The sequence below is a fragment of the Pantoea sp. CFSAN033090 genome (genome assembly GCF_001264395.1).
Classification (GTDB): domain Bacteria; phylum Pseudomonadota; class Gammaproteobacteria; order Enterobacterales; family Enterobacteriaceae; genus Pantoea; species Pantoea agglomerans.
Genome location: NZ_LGYX01000008.1, coordinates 219298 through 238151, shown reverse-complemented (window position 1 = coordinate 238151; position 18854 = coordinate 219298). Strand labels below are relative to the sequence as shown.

Genomic DNA, 18854 nt, shown 5'->3' with positions numbered 1-18854 from the left:
CTAAACCAATGAGAAAACCCATGACAAAAATGCCTCTGTTTACCCTGCTGTTCAGCGCCACCTTAGCCACACAGGCTCAGGCGATGGAGAAACTGACACTGGTGCTCGACTGGTATATCAACCCCGATCACGCACCCATTATGGTGGCCCAGCAGACCGGCGCGTTTGCGGCAGAAGGGCTGGAGGTTAACATTGTGCCGCCTTCTGATCCGGCGCTGCCGCCGCGTCTGGTGGCAGCAAAGCAGGCGGACTTAGCGATTACCTATCAGCCGCAGCTGCATTTCTTCGCCGATCAGGGATTGCCCTTGATGTGGGTGGGGACGTTGATTAACAGTCCGCTGAATACGCTGATGACGTTAGACGAAACGGTAAAAAAACCAGCCGATTTAAAAGGGAAACGCATCGGCTATTCCGTCAGCGGCATTGAACAGGCGACGCTGGCGACCATGCTGAACCATGATGGCGTTAAAGCCGATCAGGTTAAGCTGGTTAACGTTAATTTCCAGCTCACCAGCGCCCTGATGACCGGGCAGGTGGATGCGGTTATCGGCGGCTATCGCAATATCGAAGCGCTGGAGATGAAACAGCACGGTAAAAAACCGGTAGTCTTCAACGTCGAGGATTATGGTGTTCCGGCCTATGACGAACTGATCATCGTCGCCAACCGTGATGAGGCACACTCGGAGAAAATCAAAAAGTTTTTGCGGGCACTGAAGAAGAGTAATGCGCAGTTGCAGGCGCACCCGGAGGAGAGCTGGCAGGCCTTTGCCCGCGCGCATCCGGAGCTGAACACACCGCTGAATCATCAGGCATGGCGTGCCACCCTGCCGCTGTTTGCCGCCGATCCGGCAAAACTGGATCGCGCACGCTATCAGGCTTACGAGCAATTTCTGTTTGATAACAAGCTGATTAAAAGCATCACGCCGGTTGAGCGCTACGCCACCGGCAGTGAGTAATAAGAGAGCCCGCAACGATCGCTGCGGGCCATTTGCCTGGCATCACTTCTGATAAAGCCAGTGTTCAATATCGCTGGCTGGCAGTGGTTTTGAAAAGAAGTAGCCCTGGATTTGATCGCAACCGTAAGTTTTCAGCAACGTCAGGGTGGCTTCCGTCTCAACGCCCTCAGCCAACACGGTATAGTTCAGCTCTTTCAGCATCTGAATAATGCATCTGACGATGATTTTTGATGCATCATCTTCACCCATACGCGAGATCAGGGATCGGTCGATCTTAATCACATCCAGCGGGATATCCTGCAGATAGCTGATGTTGCTGTAGCCGGTGCCGAAATCATCCAGCGAGATCACAAAGCCGTGTGATTTCAGCGCTTCCAGCCCGCTGATCGCCACATTGGTTTTGGTGATCAGTTCATTCTCCAGGCACTCAATGCCCAGAATAGAATTGGGTAACTGAGCCGCCGCTAATTTTGCCACCAGCCGATCGGCAAAATCGGGCTTTGCGAAGTCGCGTTCGCTGACGTTGATCGAAACCGGAATCAGATCGTATTCGCGATCCCAGCGCGCAAGCTGCTCAATGGTGTGATCGATAACCCAGTTGGTCAGATCGGAAATCAGGTTGGTTTTACCCGCTAACGGAATGAATTCTGAAGGGAAAAGCTCGCCCCGCTCAGGATGATTCCAGCGGATCAGCGCCTCCAGCCCGACCGTTTTACCGCTTTTGAGACACACTTTAGGCTGCCAGGCCAGGTAAAGCTCTTCGTCTTTATTCAGCGCCTGAGCCAGATCGTTCATGATCATAAAGTCATCGGTGCGCCGCGAGTCGTAACTCTCTTCAAAACACATTGCACTGATGTTCTCATCCACCGCCTCATGCAGCGCGCTCACGGCCTGACGCACCGTTTCATTGGCATCCATCTGGCCCGGTACAAACTCTGTTTCACCGGTAAAGACATCCAGGTCGAGCGTGATATTTTCCGCCAGATCGGCCTTCATGCCCTTAAACAGGTCGATCATGTTATGTGCGGTATAACGACCCGAGTAGGGCTGAACAATGGCAAAACGGCCTGGGGCGAAAGTATAGAGCGTTTCATTCTCCGGAAGATTGAGCCGGTGAGCGACATCCTGCGCCATCTGCTTTAGCAGTTTCTCCATCGGCGCAATGCCCACCGCACGGGAAAGCTCATAGGCGCGAATGATGTCGAGGCAGTCGATAAGAATCAGGCGAAAGCGGCTCTGTGGTGCGACAAGAGTCAGTTGCTGAATATCACGAATCAGACGTGGGCGATTCGGCAGGTGCGTAATGACGTCGGCAAAACCCGCGTTGTTCCAGACATCCAGAAATGAGGTGACCAGCGTAGCCAGTGAGCGCAGCGTAGCGAGTTTCTCATCCGTAAAGGGATGTGGCTGGGTGTCGGTGACGCAGAGCGTGCCCAGCACCGCGCCGTCGAGGTTCTGCAGCGAGACACCGGCGTAGAAACGAATATGCGGATCCCCTTTCACAAACGGGTGCGTGACAAAGCGCTCATCCAGTAAGGTGTCATACACCACCAGATGTCCCTCACCATCAATGACGTGGCGGCAGAGAGATTCATCACGGGTCGATTGCTTAAGATCGAAGTTGCGGGACGCTTTAATATATTGGTTATGATCGTCAATAATTGAAATGAAGCTGCCAGAAATACCCAGCACCTGGCTGGCGAGATTAACGAATCTTTCCAGCACCTTATCCCGGGCTTCATCCGGGGACAAAAGTGCCTTGATCGCACTCAGACGTTTTACGTCGCTGCCATTTTGCTCGTTATGCACTGAAACCTCTCCTATGCAGGCGCAAAAATCGAAAATAATTTAGCTCAGGAATGCTCAATTAGCGCCCAATTATCAGATAAATAGCGGCTCAATCTGACAGTACTTTCACAGTGAAACAGTGTCGCATGATATCTGATCACTGTCGAAATCATTTAACGCTCTTCTTTCATGCGCGCAACCTGCGGCGACTCCGTCCTGAAGCCCAGACCGATAAGGCGTCCCAGTACAAAACGCAGAAACGGCAGGCGCTGGATAATCGCGGGAACCTTGCTGCTTCCCGTAGGTTTTCTTTTTGCTTTGCTGCGGCTCATTTTGATCTGCAAAAACTGTGTGGCGACGGTAGGGAACTGACGGCGCTTCTGCACTTTTTCCAGGTCGCGCAGCTGCAGTTCTCCTCGCTTCAGAGGATCGGTCAAAAGATTCGCCGTCGCCACCGCATCCTGAATCGCCAGATTTACGCCAACCCCGCCAATCGGCGACATGGCATGCGCCGCATCACCAATGCAGAGCACACCTGGTTTCGCCCACTTGTCCAGGCGGTCGATACGTATCGTCAACAGTTTGAACGCCTCCCAGCTCTCGATTTCCGCCATGCGCGCAGGCCCGAACGGCGACAGTGCGGCAACTTCCGCTTTAAATGCGTCGAGTCCGGCGGCCTGTTTCGCTTCAAACTCCCCTTTCGGAATAGTCAGTCCGCACTGCCAGTAGTCGCCGCGGTCGATAACAATAAAGTTCTGGCGTGGCCCTTTATGCCCCATACCCAGATCGGGATCCTGCGGCTGTTTACTTAAGCGGAACCAGATGACATCGCGTGCTGCGCCGAATTCCTGTCCGGTCAGTCCTGCCGCTTCGCGTACGCGTGAATGGCGGCCATCTGCACCGACCACCAGTTTACAGCGGATGTGCAGTTGCTGATTCCCGCGGGAAGCTATCACACCACTGACCTTGCCATTTTCAACATTCAGCGACTCAAAAGAGGTCGACTGCAGCAGGCTGAAGCCCGAATACCGGGCGCTCTGTTCAGCCATATAGTTCAGGAAATCCCACTGCGGCATAAAGGCGATAAAACGGCACTGAACCGGCAGGCGTGAGAAATCAGCCATCGTAATACTCTGTCCGCCGATTTCCGCCTCCAGCTTTTCAGCACGCTGATGCGGCAGCGTCAGGAAAGATTCCAGCAGACCCAGCTGATGCATAATTTCCAGCGTCGAGGGATGGATGGTGTCACCGCGAAAATCGTGGAGAAAATCGGCGTGCTTTTCGATCACCACCACGCGCAGGCCTGCGCGGGCGAACAGATAACCCAGCATTAATCCGGCCGGGCCACCGCCGACGATACAACAGTCAGCGGTGAGAATTTCAGTGGAATGTGGCTGCATGTCAGCTCCCTGTCACGCCAGTATTGCTATGATTATTGCGTCGACCGTGGCGACGTTGCCGCAGTCGGTCGGGGATATTGTGCTCAGGCTAATCACTCAATGCGATTAATATCAACTGAAAACTGCCGAAGACCCGATCCTGTCCTCAGCAGTCAGGAGACCATCATGAACGTGATCCGCAACACGCTGTTTATTCTGCCGCTGTTAAGCCCGCTGATTGTGGCAGCCGCACCCTACGACACGCTGAAGTTTGCGCTGCGTCAGCAGCAGATAACTGACGATCTGCGCCAGAAGTGCCAGTTATCGCCAGCCATCTCCGATGAAAAACTGCGTCAGACGTTTCTTAACGATAAGCAGAACCAGAAGCAGAATCAGGTCACGCTGGCCGCGGCGGCTCAGGCGCTGAAAAACCAGGATGATCCAGCCTACCGCGAACGCATGGCGCAAGTGGTTTGTCCACCACAGACGAATTAACCCTTTACCCCGATGAAATTGATCCTGACGTTTGTTTTCACCTTATCACTCAGTAAACTGGGGCGCTGGTCTGGTTGAACAAGAATGTCTCTCAATGAATGAAGAATCACCGCAGCCGGTTTATGTTCCCCGCTCCATCGCGGCGCGCAGCCGGATGTTCCGCGCCCTGCTCTATCGTGATAAAACACCGCTGGCGATGCTGTTCTGTGCCGCGCTGGTCGGTACGCTGGTTGGCCTGGCGGGCGTGGCGTTTGCCCGGGCCGTTGAAACAATACAGCAGTGGCGTGCTGACACGCTTATACCATCGCAGTTTCAGGGCTGGATGCTCTACGCCGCCGCCTTTGCCATCTCGGCTCTGCTGGCGATGGTGGGCTATTTTCTCGTCAGGCGCTTTGCTCCCGAAGCGGGTGGCTCCGGTATCCCTGAAATTGAAGGGGCGCTGGAAGAGCTGAGGCCTGTGCGCTGGTGGCGGGTGATTCCGGTGAAGTTCTTTGGCGGCATGGGCACGCTGGGTGCCGGTATGGTGCTGGGCCGGGAAGGCCCGACAGTGCAGCTGGGCGGGAACATTGGCCGCATGGTCATTGATATTCTGGGGATGCGCAGCAATGAGGCACGCCATACGCTGCTGGCAACCGGCGCGGCGGCCGGTCTGGCGGCAGCGTTTAATGCGCCGCTGGCGGGCATCCTGTTTATCATCGAGGAGATGCGTCCGCAATTCCGCTATAAACTGATTTCAATTAAAGCCGTGTTTACCGGTGTGATTATGGCCAGCATTGTGTTCCGCTGTTTCAACGGCGAACAGGCGGTGATCTCTGTCGGCAAGCTGGCTGATGCGCCGGTGCAGACGCTGTGGCTCTATCTGGTGCTCGGGATGATTATCGGTATGGTCGGCGTCCTGTTTAACCGCCTGATATTTATCACGCAGGACCTTTTTGCGCGCTTTTATGCAGGTAAAACGGCGCGCGTGGTGCTGGCCGGTGCATTACTGGGCGGCAGTTGCGGTATTCTGGCTCTGCTGTTTGCACCTGGCGCAGGCGGCGGTTCAGAACTGATCCCACAGGCGGTCCATGGCGTCTTCCCGTTCACCCTGCTGTTGATCATCTTTCTGGTCAGGCTGGTGACCACCCTGCTCTGTTTTGGCTCAGGTGCGCCGGGCGGTATTTTTGCGCCGATGCTGGCGCTGGGTACGCTGCTCGGTACAGCCTTTGGGGTGGTCATGTCGGACCTGTTCCCGTTTTATCATCTGGAAGCGGGCACATTTGCTATCGCGGGGATGGGAGCACTGTTTGCGGCGTCGGTAAGGGCACCGCTGACCGGTATCGTACTGGTGCTGGAGATGACCGATAACTATCAGCTGATATTGCCGATGATTATTACCTGTCTGGGCGCTACGCTACTGGCGCAGTTTCTGGGAGGGAAACCACTCTACTCATCAATCCTCGCCCGCACGCTGGCGCGTCAGGCAGAAGCTACCCGCCCGTAGGGGCGGGTGACCGGCTTAATTACTTACCATCAAAGTAGTCAGCAGGCATCTGTCCAGGTGCCTGATTGATCACTTCATCGTTATCTGGACCTTCATTCTTCATATAGGTCACTTTCGCAAACTCTGGAATGATCACATACGGATAGGCCGGCCCTTCATCGCGGAAGCGGTGCATATCTTCAATGAAATCATTCTGATAACAGATAGTTTTTTCCGGATGCTGACCTTCACCGGCAATCCACTGCGGGAAGAAAATTGTGCCGTGAACCAGGGTGCGATTCAGATCAAAAAGCAGGCTGACGCAGGTGCCGGTGGGTTCATGCCAGTCTACTTTGTAGATGCCCGGGGCGAACTGAATCGCGTGCATTTTCTGGTTGGTCACCCAGCGGCCACCTACCAGTCCCTGATGAATGCGGTAGTCGCAGGTGGTTTCGTTGCGAGCGTACCACTCATATTTCCAGCCATTATCGTAGGTATAGACAAAATGCGTACCGACGAACTGAGAAAGATCGCTGGAGATATTCTCTGGAGATTCTGCAGACATTTTAACCTCTGTTTGAATAGCGCACTTAACAGGCGCAGATGAATTTCAAAAGAAAGCTATAGCGCAATAACTCGGTGAATATTGACTATGACGCAGATTGATTTTTTTGCCATCTGAAACGGAAAAGGTTTGCGATGGGTAAATTAAAAATCCATTAAAAAACCCTTCCCGGCTCCCTGAAGGCTATAGACTCCAGAAAAGAGATATTTTCATATAAATTACTAATTAAATCTTATAGATGAATAGTTTTGATGTGAGATATCTATCAGTCATCTATCACCATGCTGAGTAAGTCTTTCTTCAGTATATTTTGGATATAGAGCTTATTTTTCAATAATTTAAAAATTTATAACGGATGTATTTTCCTTTTTTGGGTTGATTATGTTTTCATCATTACTTTGCCAGATAAGACCCTGTCAGGACAATTTGAACATGGGGACGTTGATGTGGCGTTGCTGACGCCAGAGACCACGCCGCCGACATTGCATACGCAGCAACTGTTCAATGAAGAATATGTTTGTCTGCTGAGTGAAAATCATCCTCTGGCGGGCAGTGCGACGCTGTCGCTGGGTGAGTTCTGTGCGCAGGATCATGCGCTGGTTTCGTGGCCCGGCGGAAATTTTCATGGGGTTACCGACCAGGCTTTGGCTGCGATTGGCCAGGCCCGCCGTGCAACGCTCTCAGTTTGCAGTTTTCTGGTGCTCCCGGAAATTTTGCGCGTCACTGATTTGGTAAGCGTGGTACCGAAACGACTTGCGGTCGACACTACGGGTCTGGTCATGTTGCCAGCACCGCTGATCATCCCTGGCTTCAGTAAAATCATGGCCTGGCATAACCGAACCCATCATCACAAAGGGCATGAGTGGCTGCGTGAACGACTGGCGTCCGTGGCTAAAACGGTGGTGTATTAACAGAGATAGCGGACTGCGGCTCACTGTTTTGCGATTTTGTTTAAGCAACAGACAGGATAACGGGGCGTTATATCGCATTCTGTCCGACGTCGAAAAGGCAAAATCGCGCTTTGCTATGTCGATAGCGGGGTAAAAATTGATGCTGGGGAATTCAGGAAAAAGAGTGTTGAACTGAGGAAAAAATAGCAGAAAAATAAATCGCGCGTGAATCACTTTAAATATTATCGATAAAAGCTGCTTTGATAATGTTAATTACTCATATTTACGTTCTGAAAATAACTGACAGACAACGTAAAATGATAAAAGCCCTGACTGAAATAGCCAGGGCTTTTAAGGTACTACAGATTTTACGTTTACCATTAACTAACTTAATTGATAGGTACTACTTCGGTACTGCTATTTATGAACAGATCCTGCGGATAATAATGATCACGATACTGAAATGTCACTATTATTATCGGTTTCAACCACCTGATAGTCTTTCAGGAGACAAAGACAGGTCAGGCCCGTATAAATCTGCACACCCCCATCGCGATATATACTCTTTGATGCGTTGCCTTACTTTCATTACGACGTTTAAACCGCAATCGTATCCTGTCGTAACGTAACGTTCAGAACTACGAGGCCTTACATCATCGCGACGCGATACTACATACTTCTTAAAGACTTACTTCGACTCCATTTAACAGGGTTATCTTAACTAACGAACAGTTTTAAAGAACAATGTTTAACAGAACCACCGACAACTTCAACTCAAACACTTGTCGGCACCTTTAACACAAAACACCTTTGGTTTTCAGTCTATCAGGGCAACTGCACGCCGCTGATGAGTCCTACTTTACGGATATAAAAAACGATGTCAACACTGGTTTTAAAAACATGTTTATATTTGCAGTGAATTTTTCAGGCAATCATTTAGCTCTGAAACGCCCGTAAATTTATTATCAATGTTAAGAAAAATTGAGCCCTAATCTATTCAACCTGAATAATTAAGCAGGTCACTATCTGCCCTGGCACTTAGCGGTAGTAATAAAAAAAGCGCCCGCAGGCGCCCTCAAAACTCAGCATGCTGTAAAGATCTTTATTTCGCCAGGCTTGCCAGTAAAACCTTCGCGGTTTCGGCTGAAGAACCTGGGTTCTGACCGGTAATTAGCAAACCATCCTGAACCGTATAGGATTGCCAGTCATCACCGCGTGAGTAAAGGCCGCCGTTCTGTTTTAGCACATCTTCAACCAGGAACGGCACCACGTCAGTCAGGCCAACGCCCTCTTCTTCACTGTTCGTAAAGCCAGTAACTTTCTTTCCTTTGACCAGAGGCGTGCCATCAGCATTTTTCACATCACGCAGGACACCTGGAGCATGACAGACCAGCGCAACCGGTTTGCCCGCCTGCAGGGTTTGCTCAATCAGCGAAATGGAGTGTTTGTCGTTTGCCAGATCCCATAAAGGACCATGGCCGCCTGGGTAGAAAACGGCATCAAACGCTGCCTGATCAACAGTATCAAGCTTGACGGTCGAGGCCAGTACTGCCTGAGCAGCAGAGTCGGCATGGAAGCGGCGGGTCTCATCAGTCTGAGAATCGGGTTCATCACTTTTTGGATCGAGTGGAGGCTGTCCGCCCTTCGGTGAAGCCAGGGTAATCTCTACGCCCGCATCAAGAAATGCATAGTAAGGTGCCGCAAGCTCTTCCAGCCAGAAACCGGTCTTCTTGCCAGTGGTGCCCAACTCATCATGCGAGGTCAAAACCATTAAAATTTTCATTTCCGCTCCATATAACAGTTAGTCGGTTTCAGGTGTAAGGATAGTCAGAACCAGCGTCTAAGCCGCTATCTTCTGCGTTGACCCGTTAATCATGGCGGGGTTACGAATATTTATGAAATTTATTTCTTCAATTTCAGTTATTCACATAGCATTATATCTTAATGAAATACGATCTGAATTTACTGCCAGTTTTGCTGGTCATGATGGAGGAGCGCAACGTTACCCGCGCAGCGGAACGGCTTGGCATAACCCAGCCGGCGCTTTCTAATGCATTAAACCGGCTGCGTGAAACGCTCAACGATCCGCTATTTATCCGCGAACGTTACGGGATGCGGCCGACGCCGAAAGCGGAACAGCTGGCTCAGGTGGTCGGTGCTGCGCTGTCATCGATCGACAAGGTTATTCTTGGCCAGCAGGACTTTGATCCGCTTCATGCCACCCGGCTCTTCACGCTTGCGCCTAACAGCTATGTCGAATTCATCATGATGCCTGCCATCGTGGCCCGCCTCAGGAGCTGTGCGCCCGGCATCCGACTCCGCCTCACTCCTTTTGGCAATGACGTTACTGAAACCGGTGTGATTTCAGGTAATACCGATATGGTGCTGGGTCGTATCGTGGAGCCGCCCGACAATCTCGTCGTTCAGCACCTGATGAATGAAGGTCTGGCCTGCGTGATACGCGCCGATCATCCGCTGGTGGGCGAAAACCTCAGCGCGGAGCAATATGAGCAGCTAAAGCACGTCAACGTTCTGCCACCTGGCCGTATGCGCGCTGGGTTATATCAGGCGCTTGAGCAGCGCGGCCTGCGTCGTCAGGTTGCAGTCTCCGTCACACACTTTCTGGCCGTGCCGGAAATGATTGCGGTCACGGACTACTGCGCGACCCTGCCGCGTTTGATCTGTCAGCATCTTTCACGCGATCAGCGGCTCAGAATCGTTCCCGCGCCGGTTGACCTGGGCACCTTCCCGGTTGAAATGGGCTGGCATGCACGCTATCGCGACGATCCTGCCCATCGCTGGTTCAGGACGTTGATTACAGAGACGGCACAGTCGCTGTCTGATCCCCAGACAAACAATTAGCACGATCACCATTGCCGCACTAATAGTTAATATTGATATCATAACCTGAGTTACTATTCTTCCCATCGGAGGCAAACATCCTCCCAATTCATAACTCAGGAATATGACCATGAAAAACGTAAAAGCACTTTCAATCGCCGCACTCGCAGCTCTTTCTCTGATCTCTTTTGGCAGCTTTGCCGAGAGCGTTTCTGTCACCTCATCCACACTGGATGGCGCAGAATCAAAAATTGCAGCTCAGGAACAGGGCGCGCAGTATAAAATTACGGAAGCGAACACCAACAACCGTGTTCACATGACCGCAGAACTGTATAAATAACGGATGGTCGCAAACGGATTTGCCAGAAGAGGCTGCCCAATGGGCAGCCTTTTTTGTGTCCGATCAGGCCAGACGGGCGGCTGGGGCGCTACCGGTGCGCCACCATAGAATCAGCGCTGCCAGCGCAATTGCGCCGAGTACCGCAAACGCGGTGCTATAGGAATAACGTGCGGCGATCATACCCGTCATGGCAGGACTCAGCGCGGCACCTGCGCCCTGCATCAGCATAATAACGCTTTGCCCGGCGTTAACATGACCCGTACCCCGCAGCAGGGAGACAATATAGCCTGGCACCGCCACACCGAGAATCCCGGCCGCAATACCATCCAGAACCTGAACCGGAATGACAAAAATCGGCCCGGCAAAGCCGGCGGCGAGAACCGCGCGCAGCGGTAATATCATCAGGGCGATCATGATAAACAGGCGATAGCCGTGCGTATCAACGCGTTTAGATACCCACAGCGCGACCGGGATCATCACCAGTTGGGAAATCACCACCGTTGCCGCCGCGTAAAGGCCCGGACTGATCGCCGCCTGGCCGCCTGCCGAGGCGACGCGCATGCTCAGCATCGGCAGCAGCGCGGCATTGGCAAGATGAAACAGCAGCAGCGTCAAACCGGCGATCATCAGCGCCGGGTTTCGCAACAACATTGATAAGTGCAGCGCTGGCTGACGCTCTTCATGCGGTTCATAACCGCGCGCCACATCGTTATCGATCTCATTTCCGCGAATTGCCAGTGTAGCGAAAGCAGCGAAAACCGCCATTACCGTCATAAGAATGAAAACGGCACCCATGCCCCAGTACCAGGCTGAAAAACCGGCCAGCAATGCAGCAATCGTATTCCCGCCATGATTAAACGCCTCGTTGCGTCCCATCTGCTGGTTAAAGCCGCGCTGACCCGTGAGCCCTAAGGTGATCCCCGCCACAGTCGGGCCGATAAACGCCGCAGCCAGGCCTGCTACAACCTGCGAGACCATCGCCGTCCAGGTCTGATTGCTGTACCACAGCAGCAGTGTGGCAACGGTAATCACCAGACAGCCCAGCAGCACAATGATTTTTTTATGACGGGTCGCATCGGCGGCGATCCCTGCCGGTAGCGTGGCAAGTAATCCGGCGATACCGCCACAGGTCATTACCAGACCGATTTCGTCGGGTTGCCAGTGTCGCTCCGTAAGAAAGATGCCCAGAAATGGCCCCAGGCCGTCGCGGACATCGGCCAGAAAAAAGCTCATTAAACAGAGCGCGTAGAGTGAACGCTGAGACATGTTATTTCCCTGGAAGGTAAGTGTTAGAGGCAGTTGCGCTTCGGTTAAAAGGGAAATTATGTGTTACGACGTGGAAAGTCACCTTTCGTTATAGTAACAAAATGAAAAAGGCCCCCCGTAAACGCTACGGATGGCCTTTTTCTATTCACTCAATAACGAGAGCGAACTATTTATCTGTGCCAAAACCCTGCTTCAGCAGTGCTGGCAGTACATTCGGGAAGTAGATGTTTTTATAGTAACCGCTGACGCTTTCGCTCCAGCTCTCACCGTCATTACGACCAATCGTCTTCCAGTGCTGAACCATCTCATCGTTGTAGGCTGCAATCTGCTGCTCCAGACCCTGCGTCTGGTAAGTCTCATCATGGCGGAACGTTGCCAGAGGCAGACGTGGTTTCTGATGAGCCGGTTCGTCTACGTGACCGATTACCACACCCGCTACCGGGAAGGTCAGTGGCGGCAGCTCCAGCAGTGAAATCATCGCCTGCGGGTCGCGACGGATACCGCCAATGGGCACAATCCCCAGACCTTCGGCACGCGCAGCCGCCATTACCGATCCCAGCGCGATACCGATATCAGTAGAACCCGACACGATACTCTCAATGCTCTGATGGGCGATCTGCTGCTGATCGACAGCGGCCATTCCCACGGCTGATTTATGCATATCCAGCACAAAGGTGATAAACACCGGTGCTTTGGCAATCCACGGCTGACCGCCTGCAATGGCGGCGATCTGTGCGCGACGTCCGGCATCACGCGTGATCACCACAGAAACCTGCTGCGAGTTTACTGATGTCGGTGCGCGATAAGCGGTACTGATAATCCGATCCAGCACAGCTTCATCGACAGGTTGCTCAGTGAAACTGCGTTCACTTTTGTGACTTGTAAAAATATCAATCAGTTCGCTCATGGTTCCTCCCATATAAAGCGCAAGAATAGCAGCAAGTCACAAGGAAAAACTTAACCGCACTGGTCATGCTGTCGCGGCGTTTCTTAGCCTCCCCAGCGGCCTTTAAGATAGCTTACCGCCTGCTGAGTCTGCGGCTGATTCAGATAGTTCTCTCTGAACAGAATCGTGCCATCAATATTGGGGTTCGATTCATTAAGGTCGAGCTGCTTTTTCAGCTCCGGTACGCCGCCCTGCTGTGTCCAGTCAGGCTCAACTTTTGACGGCTCGCCCACTTTATAGAGAGCAAGGCCGATGTAGAGCCGGGTTTTGGTCGGTTTCACGACCTCTGCCCACCAGTTTGCCAGCACATCGTATCGGGCCGCCTGACGGGAAAAAGGCCAGTAGAGCTGAGGTGCAATGTAATCCAGCAAGCCCTGCTGCACCCAGCGGCGGGTATCGGCAAAAGCTTCATCATACGCCGCCGCTCCGCGGGTATCGGAACCGGCAGGATCATGCGACAGATTACGCCAGACGCCCGCCGGGCTGACACCAAACTCCACGTCCGGCTTCAGTTGTTTGATGGTACGTGACACCTGCTCAATCAGCTGCTGAGTATTGTGACGCCGCCAGTCCGCTTTGCTGGCAAACCCCTGACCGTAGCGGCTGAAGGTCTGATTATCGTTGAGCAGTGAACCGGCAGATTCCGCATAGAAGTAGTCATCGAACTGCACACCGTCGATGGGATAACGCGCCACCACCTCGGCCACAATACTGGTGATCCAGTCACGCGCCTCAGGGATACCCGGATCGAGTACATAGCGATCGCCTGCAGTGCGGATCCAGTCGCGATGCAGCACAAAAACGCTGGCCGGATGCAGTGACAGCGTGCGGTTGAGTTCGCTGACGGTAGACGATTTAGTGTTTACCGACACCCGGTAAGGGTTGAACCAGGCATGGACTTTGATACCGCGCTTATGCGCCTCATCCAGCATAAACTGCAGCGGATCATAGCCCGGATCTTCACCAATTTTTCCTGTCAGCATATCTGACCAGGGGAGGATTTTTGAGGGCCAGAGCGCAGTGGCATCAGGCTTAACCTGGAAAAACACCGTGTTGATGCCCAGGCTTTTCAGCTTATCCAGCTTTTCGATCAGTGATTGCTGCTGCTGGCGGATACGCTGCGCCGGATTGGTGCCATTCACCGACGCAACGGGCGGCCAGTCAAGGCGCGAAACCGTGGCTAACCAGACACCCCGCATCGGTTCCTGCGCATGAGGATGTGCTGGCTTGCCGGGCGTCGGTAGCGGCTGTTTCGTCACGGGCGGAAAAGGTGTGACCAGCGATTTCGGCGGCTCAGATGCGCAACTGACCAGCAACAACGCGGCAGCCAGCGCGGCGCCTCGCTTAATAGCCGCACGGGCCGGTGCAGTAAAGGGTTTAAAGGCGATGATAGACTCCAGTATTGTCTGGTCGGGGCGCAAAGAGGAGTATTCTCGGTGACTCTGATTAAATGTCAATGCGTTAGCACAGAGGCGGCAGTAAAACCGCCCTCCTTCAAAAAAAGCACCCTTGAACCCGCTAGCGCTGCGGAGTGAATACCATTCCGGCGGACGCAAGACAGGCTTTAAGTGTGCCAAACGCATCCTGACACTGCCGCTCATTGACGCAGGCGTAACCCAGCAGCAATCCGCGCGCCTCCTGAGGGTGCATATAATATTGCGAAAGTGGCCGTACTTTGACGCCGCGCTTTAGCGCCTCCGCGGCTATCGCCACGTCATCCGCGCCTGCTGGCAGCGGGATCACCAGATGCAGTCCCGCTTCATGATTGAATGCCGGTAAAAAGGCTGGCCCCAGATAGCGCTCGATCAGCCTGCAGAGAAACTGCCGCCGCTGGCGGTAAAGCAGGCGCATCCGGCGGATATGCTCCATGTAATGGCCCAGCCGGATAAACTCCGCCAGCGCACGCTGAATCAGCAGATGTCCGCCGCGATAGAGCTCTGCCGCGGCGATGCGCAACGGCTGTGCCAGCGGTTTCGGCACCACCATGTAGCCAATGCGCAGCGCGGGATAGAGCGTTTTGCTGAACGTTCCCATGTAAATGACCGGCGCATCCGCTTCCAGCCCCTGCAGTGAGGGATGAGGCTGGCCGGAAAAACGAAATTCGCTGTCGTAGTCATCTTCCACAATCCAGCTCTGATGGCGACGTGCAAGGGTGAGCAATGCCTGACGACGGGCCAGACTCAGATGCACACCCAGCGGATATTGATGAGAGGGCGTCACAAACACCATCTTTGGTGCCGGGCCGCTGTCCGGCACCAGTCCCTGCTCATCCACGGGCATCGCCCGAATCTTCAGGCCATTCATGCGCAGCAGATTGCGTGTTCCCCAGTAGCCGGGCTCCTCCATCCAGACCCGATCGCCAGGATCGCACAACACCCGCGTCACCAGATCAACCGCCTGATGAACCCCTTCGGTGATCAGGATCTGGTCAGCATCGGCCCGCACTGAGCGGGCCACCCGCAGATAATCCACCAGCGCATGGCGCAGATCGGGACAGCCACCGCCGCTGCTGTAGACCAGGCGGTGAACGTCAGGCTCACGGTTCAGACGCGCCTGAATCTGACTGAACAGCTTGTGGGGGAATTCGGTCACATCGGGCGCACCGGGGACAAACGCGCCCCACTGGTAAGGCGATGCTGTCGCGTGCCCCAGCAGACTGGCGCCACGCTTCGACAGCGTTGCCGGTCGTTGCGCCTTTACCGCCTGAAGGTCGGCTATCGCATCACTCTGCAGAGAGTTTTCCGGCAGCGTCTCTGCAATCCAGGTGCCGCTGCCGGTCCGCGCGGTGACATAGCCCTGCGCCATCAGGCTCTCATAAACATGCATAACCGTGTTTCGCGACACGCCCAGCTCGCGCGCCAGATCGCGGGTTGGCGGCAAACGGCTTCCGCGCGGAAACACCTCTTCAGCGATCGCGGCCTGCATGCAGTTCAGCAGCCGCTGATGTAATGAGCCAGTTCTTAAAAACTGTAACCGCGCTAATAGATGATCTGCGTATAAGAGTCGCAATTGGCTCCACCTTTCCTCTGACAATTGGCTCTGGCAACTCACCACGCCTCAGGCATAAATAAACGTGTTTGTCGGGAATTGTAAACACGCATATTAACGAGGTGGAATAAATGAGCGAAAAAAATAACCTGTTGCAGCAGCGCAAAGCACAGGCTCTCCCCAAAGGTATCGGTACGCTGTGCGACTGGTACGTTGCCCGGGCAGAGAACGCCACCTTATGGGATCAGGAGGGTAATAGCTGGATCGACTTCGCGGGCGGCATCGCGGTACTGAACACCGGCCACCGCCATCCACGCATTGAACAGGCGATTGCCGATCAATTAACAAAGTTTACCCATACGGCTTTCCAGATCACCCCTTACGAAAGCTACATCGCACTGGCCGAGCGTATTAATCAGCGGGTTCCCATCGCCGGTGCGGCGAAAACGGCCTTCTTCACCACCGGGGCGGAAGCGGTAGAAAATGCCGTAAAAGTGGCGCGTGCCTATACCCGCCGTCACGGCATCATCACCTTTGGTAACGCATTCCATGGCCGCACCTTTATGACCATGGCGATGACCGGAAAAGTAGCGCCCTACAAGCGGGATTTCGGCCCGATGCCGCCGTCAGTCTTCCATGCACGCTATCCCAGCGCGGTTGAGGGGATCAGCATCGAGGCGGCACTGACCAGCCTTGAAGAAATTTTTACGCAGGACATTGCGCCTCATGACGTCGCCGCGATCGTGCTGGAGCCGGTGCAGGGCGAAGGTGGATTCCATGCGGCACCCGCAGAGTTTATGGTGCAGTTGCGGGAGCTGGCTGACCGTCACGGCATTCTGCTGATCGCGGATGAAGTCCAGAGTGGATTTGCCCGTACTGGCAGGCTGTTTGCCATGGAACACTACCCGGTGAAGGCCGATATCATCACCATGGCGAAAAGCCTGGCAGGCGGGATGCCGCTCTCCGCGGTCGCCGGTCGTGCAGAGGTGATGGATGCACCTGCACCAGGTGGGCTGGGCGGAACCTATGCCGGAAACCCGCTGGCTATCGCCTCGGCCCATGCGGTGCTGGATGTAATTGAAGAGGAGCAGCTCTGCCAGCGCGCCGTTGATCTCGGTGCCCGGCTTGAAGCAGAACTCCAGGAACATCAACGCAAACATCCGGACATTGCTGAAGTGCGTGCGCTGGGTTCGATGGTGGCGATGGAGTTCTATCAGGCCAGCACCGCGCAGGCGGTTCAGAAGATGGCGATGGAACAGGGCTTGCTGCTGCTGACCTGCGGAGCCAAAGGCAACGTCATCCGCTTCCTCTACCCGCTCACCATTCCGGATGCGCAGTTCAGCCAGGCGCTGACCATTCTCTCCACGGTGATCGATCTCTGTGTCGCACCCGCCGGACATCCCGTCGTCCCGGCCTGATTTCGCTGACGCGTTAACGCAAGTTCATCCCCGTTCGTCCGGCCATCCAGGCCGGACGTCGACAGGAGACGTTTACATGACGATGACTCAGAGTGCGAATGCAGATTCGCTGGCTCAAAACCTGAAACCGCGCCACGTGCGTATGCTCTCAATTGCGGGCGTGATTGGCGCCGGGCTGTTTGTTGGCTCCGGCCATGCTATTTCTGAAGCGGGCCCCGCGGTGCTGATCTCTTATGCCGCTGCCGGTGCGCTGGTGGTCCTGATTATGCGGATGCTGGCCGAGATGGCCGTCGCCTCACCCGATTCAGGCTCGTTCTCAACCTACGCCGATAAAGCGCTGGGACGCTGGGCCGGATTTACCATCGGCTGGCTCTACTGGTGGTTCTGGGTGTTGGTGATCCCGCTGGAAGCCAATGCGGCGGGAACCATTCTTCATGCCTGGTTCCCCGATGTCGCCATCTGGCAGTTCACGTTTGCTATCACCCTGTTGCTGACCATTACCAATCTGCTCAGCGTGAAAAATTATGGTGAGTTTGAGTTCTGGTTTGCATTGATCAAAGTCGTTGCCATCATCCTGTTCCTGGGCGTGGCAGGTGCGGCAGTATTTGGTCTGCTGCCTGACAGCAATACCAGCGGCCTGTCGCATCTCTATGACACTCACGGATTTATGCCAAATGGTATCGGCGCGGTCGTGGCTGCCATCCTGACCACCATGTTCTCTTTTATGGGCACAGAAATTGTCACGATTGCCGCCGCAGAGTCGAAGAATCCCGGCAAGCAGATTACTCAGGCGACTAACTCCGTCATCTGGCGTATTGCGCTGTTCTATCTGCTGTCGATTTTCTTTGTGGTGGCGCTGGTGCCGTGGAATGCACCAGGGCTGGTTGAACAGGGTTCATGGCAGACGGTGTTACAGGCGATGAACATCCCGCACGCCCGACTGATTGTCGATCTGGTGGTGCTGATGGCGGTGTGCAGTTGTCTTAACTCTGCGCTTTATACCTCTTCACGCATGCTCTACTCCCTGTCACGCCGCAAAGATGCACCGGCGGCTGCCTCACGCACCAATCGCAGCGGCACGCCGTGGATTGCGGTGCTGCTCTCTACCGCGGCTGCATTTCTGGCGGTGATCGCCAATTATCTGGCGCCCAGCGTGGTGTTTGAATTTTTACTGGCCACGTCGGGAGCGATTGCACTGCTGGTCTATCTGGTGATCGCTGCGTCCCACCTGGTGCTGCGTAAAAAGCGCGAGAAAGCGGGTGAAGTCCTGAGTTACCGGATGTGGTTATTTCCTGGCCTGACGTGGGTCACTATCCTGTTTATCGTCACGGTGCTGGTAATCATGTTGTTTGATGCGAAACATCAGGCTGAATTACTGGCAACCGGCGGTTTGACGCTGCTGATTATTACCACCAGCCTGGTGCTGCGTCGTAAAAAGGAGAAGCGTCAGAACACGAAATATTTTACTCAGCGCTCTTCTGACTCTTACTGATCTTCACGCAAGCTTTTTGTAAATTAAA

Annotated in this window: 16 protein-coding genes; 8 read left to right on the top strand and 8 right to left on the bottom strand. The window is 54.0% G+C overall.

The genetic code is table 11. The features are described from left to right. Window positions 1–20: 20 nt before the first annotated feature. Window positions 21–956, top strand: coding sequence for an ABC transporter substrate-binding protein (locus tag AFL22_RS10345; RefSeq protein ID WP_052271338.1), 936 nt, complete (start codon window positions 21–23; stop codon window positions 954–956). A gap of 42 nt (window positions 957–998) precedes the next feature. Here AFL22_RS10345 and AFL22_RS10340 read toward each other — a convergent pair whose 3' ends face one another. Together AFL22_RS10340 and AFL22_RS10335 are read right to left on the bottom strand one after the other, a co-directional pair. After that, entirely contained in the window at window positions 999–2765 is a 1767-nt protein-coding gene (locus AFL22_RS10340) for an EAL domain-containing protein (protein ID WP_022624423.1), read from the bottom strand. A gap of 152 nt (window positions 2766–2917) precedes the next feature. Then, window positions 2918–4144 carry an FAD-dependent oxidoreductase gene (locus AFL22_RS10335; RefSeq protein WP_052271337.1) on the bottom strand — a complete coding sequence of 409 codons (1227 nt, stop codon included), beginning with the start codon at window positions 4142–4144 and terminating at the stop codon, window positions 2918–2920. A gap of 165 nt (window positions 4145–4309) precedes the next feature. Between AFL22_RS10335 and AFL22_RS10330 the strand changes: the two genes are divergently transcribed. Together AFL22_RS10330 and clcA are read left to right on the top strand one after the other, a co-directional pair. Next, window positions 4310–4618, top strand: coding sequence for a YicS family protein (locus AFL22_RS10330; RefSeq protein ID WP_010246966.1), 309 nt, complete (start codon window positions 4310–4312; stop codon window positions 4616–4618). A 94-nt stretch (window positions 4619–4712) separates the two neighbouring features. Then, entirely contained in the window at window positions 4713–6101 is a 1389-nt protein-coding gene (gene clcA, locus AFL22_RS10325; RefSeq protein WP_156311585.1) for a H(+)/Cl(-) exchange transporter ClcA, read from the top strand. Between the two features lie 19 nt (window positions 6102–6120). Here the strand turns inward: clcA and AFL22_RS10320 are convergent, their stop codons facing one another. Further along, window positions 6121–6645, bottom strand: a complete 525-nt coding sequence (locus AFL22_RS10320) for a phenolic acid decarboxylase (protein WP_010246964.1) — start codon at window positions 6643–6645, stop codon at window positions 6121–6123. Window positions 6646–7043: 398 nt separating this feature from the next. On the opposite strand from AFL22_RS10320, the gene AFL22_RS10315 reads away from it, so the two are divergent. Continuing rightward, entirely contained in the window at window positions 7044–7556 is a 513-nt protein-coding gene (locus AFL22_RS10315; protein ID WP_241773178.1) for a LysR substrate-binding domain-containing protein, read from the top strand. A 1081-nt stretch (window positions 7557–8637) separates the two neighbouring features. On the opposite strand, the gene AFL22_RS10310 is transcribed toward AFL22_RS10315, so the two are convergent. Then, complete coding sequence (locus AFL22_RS10310) at window positions 8638–9318, bottom strand: type 1 glutamine amidotransferase domain-containing protein (protein ID WP_033787144.1); 681 nt, start codon at window positions 9316–9318, stop codon at window positions 8638–8640. Window positions 9319–9479: 161 nt separating this feature from the next. On the opposite strand from AFL22_RS10310, the gene AFL22_RS10305 reads away from it, so the two are divergent. Together AFL22_RS10305 and AFL22_RS10300 are read left to right on the top strand one after the other, a co-directional pair. After that, the gene (locus AFL22_RS10305) at window positions 9480–10397 is read left to right on the top strand and encodes a LysR substrate-binding domain-containing protein (RefSeq protein ID WP_052271335.1); all 918 of its coding nucleotides are present in this window, start codon (window positions 9480–9482) and stop codon (window positions 10395–10397) included. Window positions 10398–10506: 109 nt separating this feature from the next. Next, window positions 10507–10716 carry a YdgH/BhsA/McbA-like domain containing protein gene (locus AFL22_RS10300; RefSeq protein ID WP_052271334.1) on the top strand — a complete coding sequence of 70 codons (210 nt, stop codon included), beginning with the start codon at window positions 10507–10509 and terminating at the stop codon, window positions 10714–10716. A 63-nt stretch (window positions 10717–10779) separates the two neighbouring features. Here AFL22_RS10300 and AFL22_RS10295 read toward each other — a convergent pair whose 3' ends face one another. The 4 genes from AFL22_RS10295 to AFL22_RS10280 form a co-directional block, all read right to left on the bottom strand. Continuing rightward, window positions 10780–11982, bottom strand: a complete 1203-nt coding sequence (locus AFL22_RS10295) for an MFS transporter (RefSeq protein WP_010246959.1) — start codon at window positions 11980–11982, stop codon at window positions 10780–10782. 166 nt (window positions 11983–12148) lie between these two features. Next, window positions 12149–12889 carry a nitroreductase family protein gene (locus tag AFL22_RS10290; RefSeq protein ID WP_022624518.1) on the bottom strand — a complete coding sequence of 247 codons (741 nt, stop codon included), beginning with the start codon at window positions 12887–12889 and terminating at the stop codon, window positions 12149–12151. 83 nt (window positions 12890–12972) lie between these two features. Beyond that, entirely contained in the window at window positions 12973–14349 is a 1377-nt protein-coding gene (locus tag AFL22_RS10285; protein WP_241773177.1) for a glycoside hydrolase family 10 protein, read from the bottom strand. Window positions 14350–14446: 97 nt separating this feature from the next. Further along, entirely contained in the window at window positions 14447–15937 is a 1491-nt protein-coding gene (locus AFL22_RS10280) for a PLP-dependent aminotransferase family protein (protein ID WP_182500568.1), read from the bottom strand. A gap of 110 nt (window positions 15938–16047) precedes the next feature. Between AFL22_RS10280 and gabT the strand changes: the two genes are divergently transcribed. Then, window positions 16048–17334: a 4-aminobutyrate--2-oxoglutarate transaminase gene (gabT, locus tag AFL22_RS10275; protein WP_052271333.1), complete on the top strand. Its 1287-nt coding sequence runs from the start codon at window positions 16048–16050 to the stop codon at window positions 17332–17334. 76 nt (window positions 17335–17410) lie between these two features. Further along, on the top strand, window positions 17411–18826 hold the full coding sequence (gene gabP, locus AFL22_RS10270; protein WP_033760702.1) for a GABA permease: 1416 nt from the start codon (window positions 17411–17413) through the stop codon (window positions 18824–18826). Window positions 18827–18854: the final 28 nt, after the last annotated feature.

Bases quoted from the DNA above. Each gene is read 5' to 3' on its own strand.
- AFL22_RS10330 (WP_010246966.1), top strand. From the start codon at position 4,310: ATGAACGTGATCCGCAACACGCTGTTTATTCTGCCGCTGTTAAGCCCG.
- AFL22_RS10320 (WP_010246964.1), bottom strand. From the start codon at position 6,645: ATGTCTGCAGAATCTCCAGAGAATATCTCCAGCGATCTTTCTCAGTTC.
- AFL22_RS10300 (WP_052271334.1), top strand. From the start codon at position 10,507: ATGAAAAACGTAAAAGCACTTTCAATCGCCGCACTCGCAGCTCTTTCT.
- gabT (WP_052271333.1), top strand. From the start codon at position 16,048: ATGAGCGAAAAAAATAACCTGTTGCAGCAGCGCAAAGCACAGGCTCTC.
- gabP (WP_033760702.1), top strand. From the start codon at position 17,411: ATGACGATGACTCAGAGTGCGAATGCAGATTCGCTGGCTCAAAACCTG.
- AFL22_RS10345 (WP_052271338.1), top strand. From the start codon at position 21: ATGACAAAAATGCCTCTGTTTACCCTGCTGTTCAGCGCCACCTTAGCC.
- AFL22_RS10310 (WP_033787144.1), bottom strand. From the start codon at position 9,318: ATGAAAATTTTAATGGTTTTGACCTCGCATGATGAGTTGGGCACCACT.
- clcA (WP_156311585.1), top strand. From the start codon at position 4,713: ATGAATGAAGAATCACCGCAGCCGGTTTATGTTCCCCGCTCCATCGCG.
- AFL22_RS10295 (WP_010246959.1), bottom strand. From the start codon at position 11,982: ATGTCTCAGCGTTCACTCTACGCGCTCTGTTTAATGAGCTTTTTTCTG.
- AFL22_RS10305 (WP_052271335.1), top strand. From the start codon at position 9,480: ATGAAATACGATCTGAATTTACTGCCAGTTTTGCTGGTCATGATGGAG.
- AFL22_RS10335 (WP_052271337.1), bottom strand. From the start codon at position 4,144: ATGCAGCCACATTCCACTGAAATTCTCACCGCTGACTGTTGTATCGTC.
- AFL22_RS10290 (WP_022624518.1), bottom strand. From the start codon at position 12,889: ATGAGCGAACTGATTGATATTTTTACAAGTCACAAAAGTGAACGCAGT.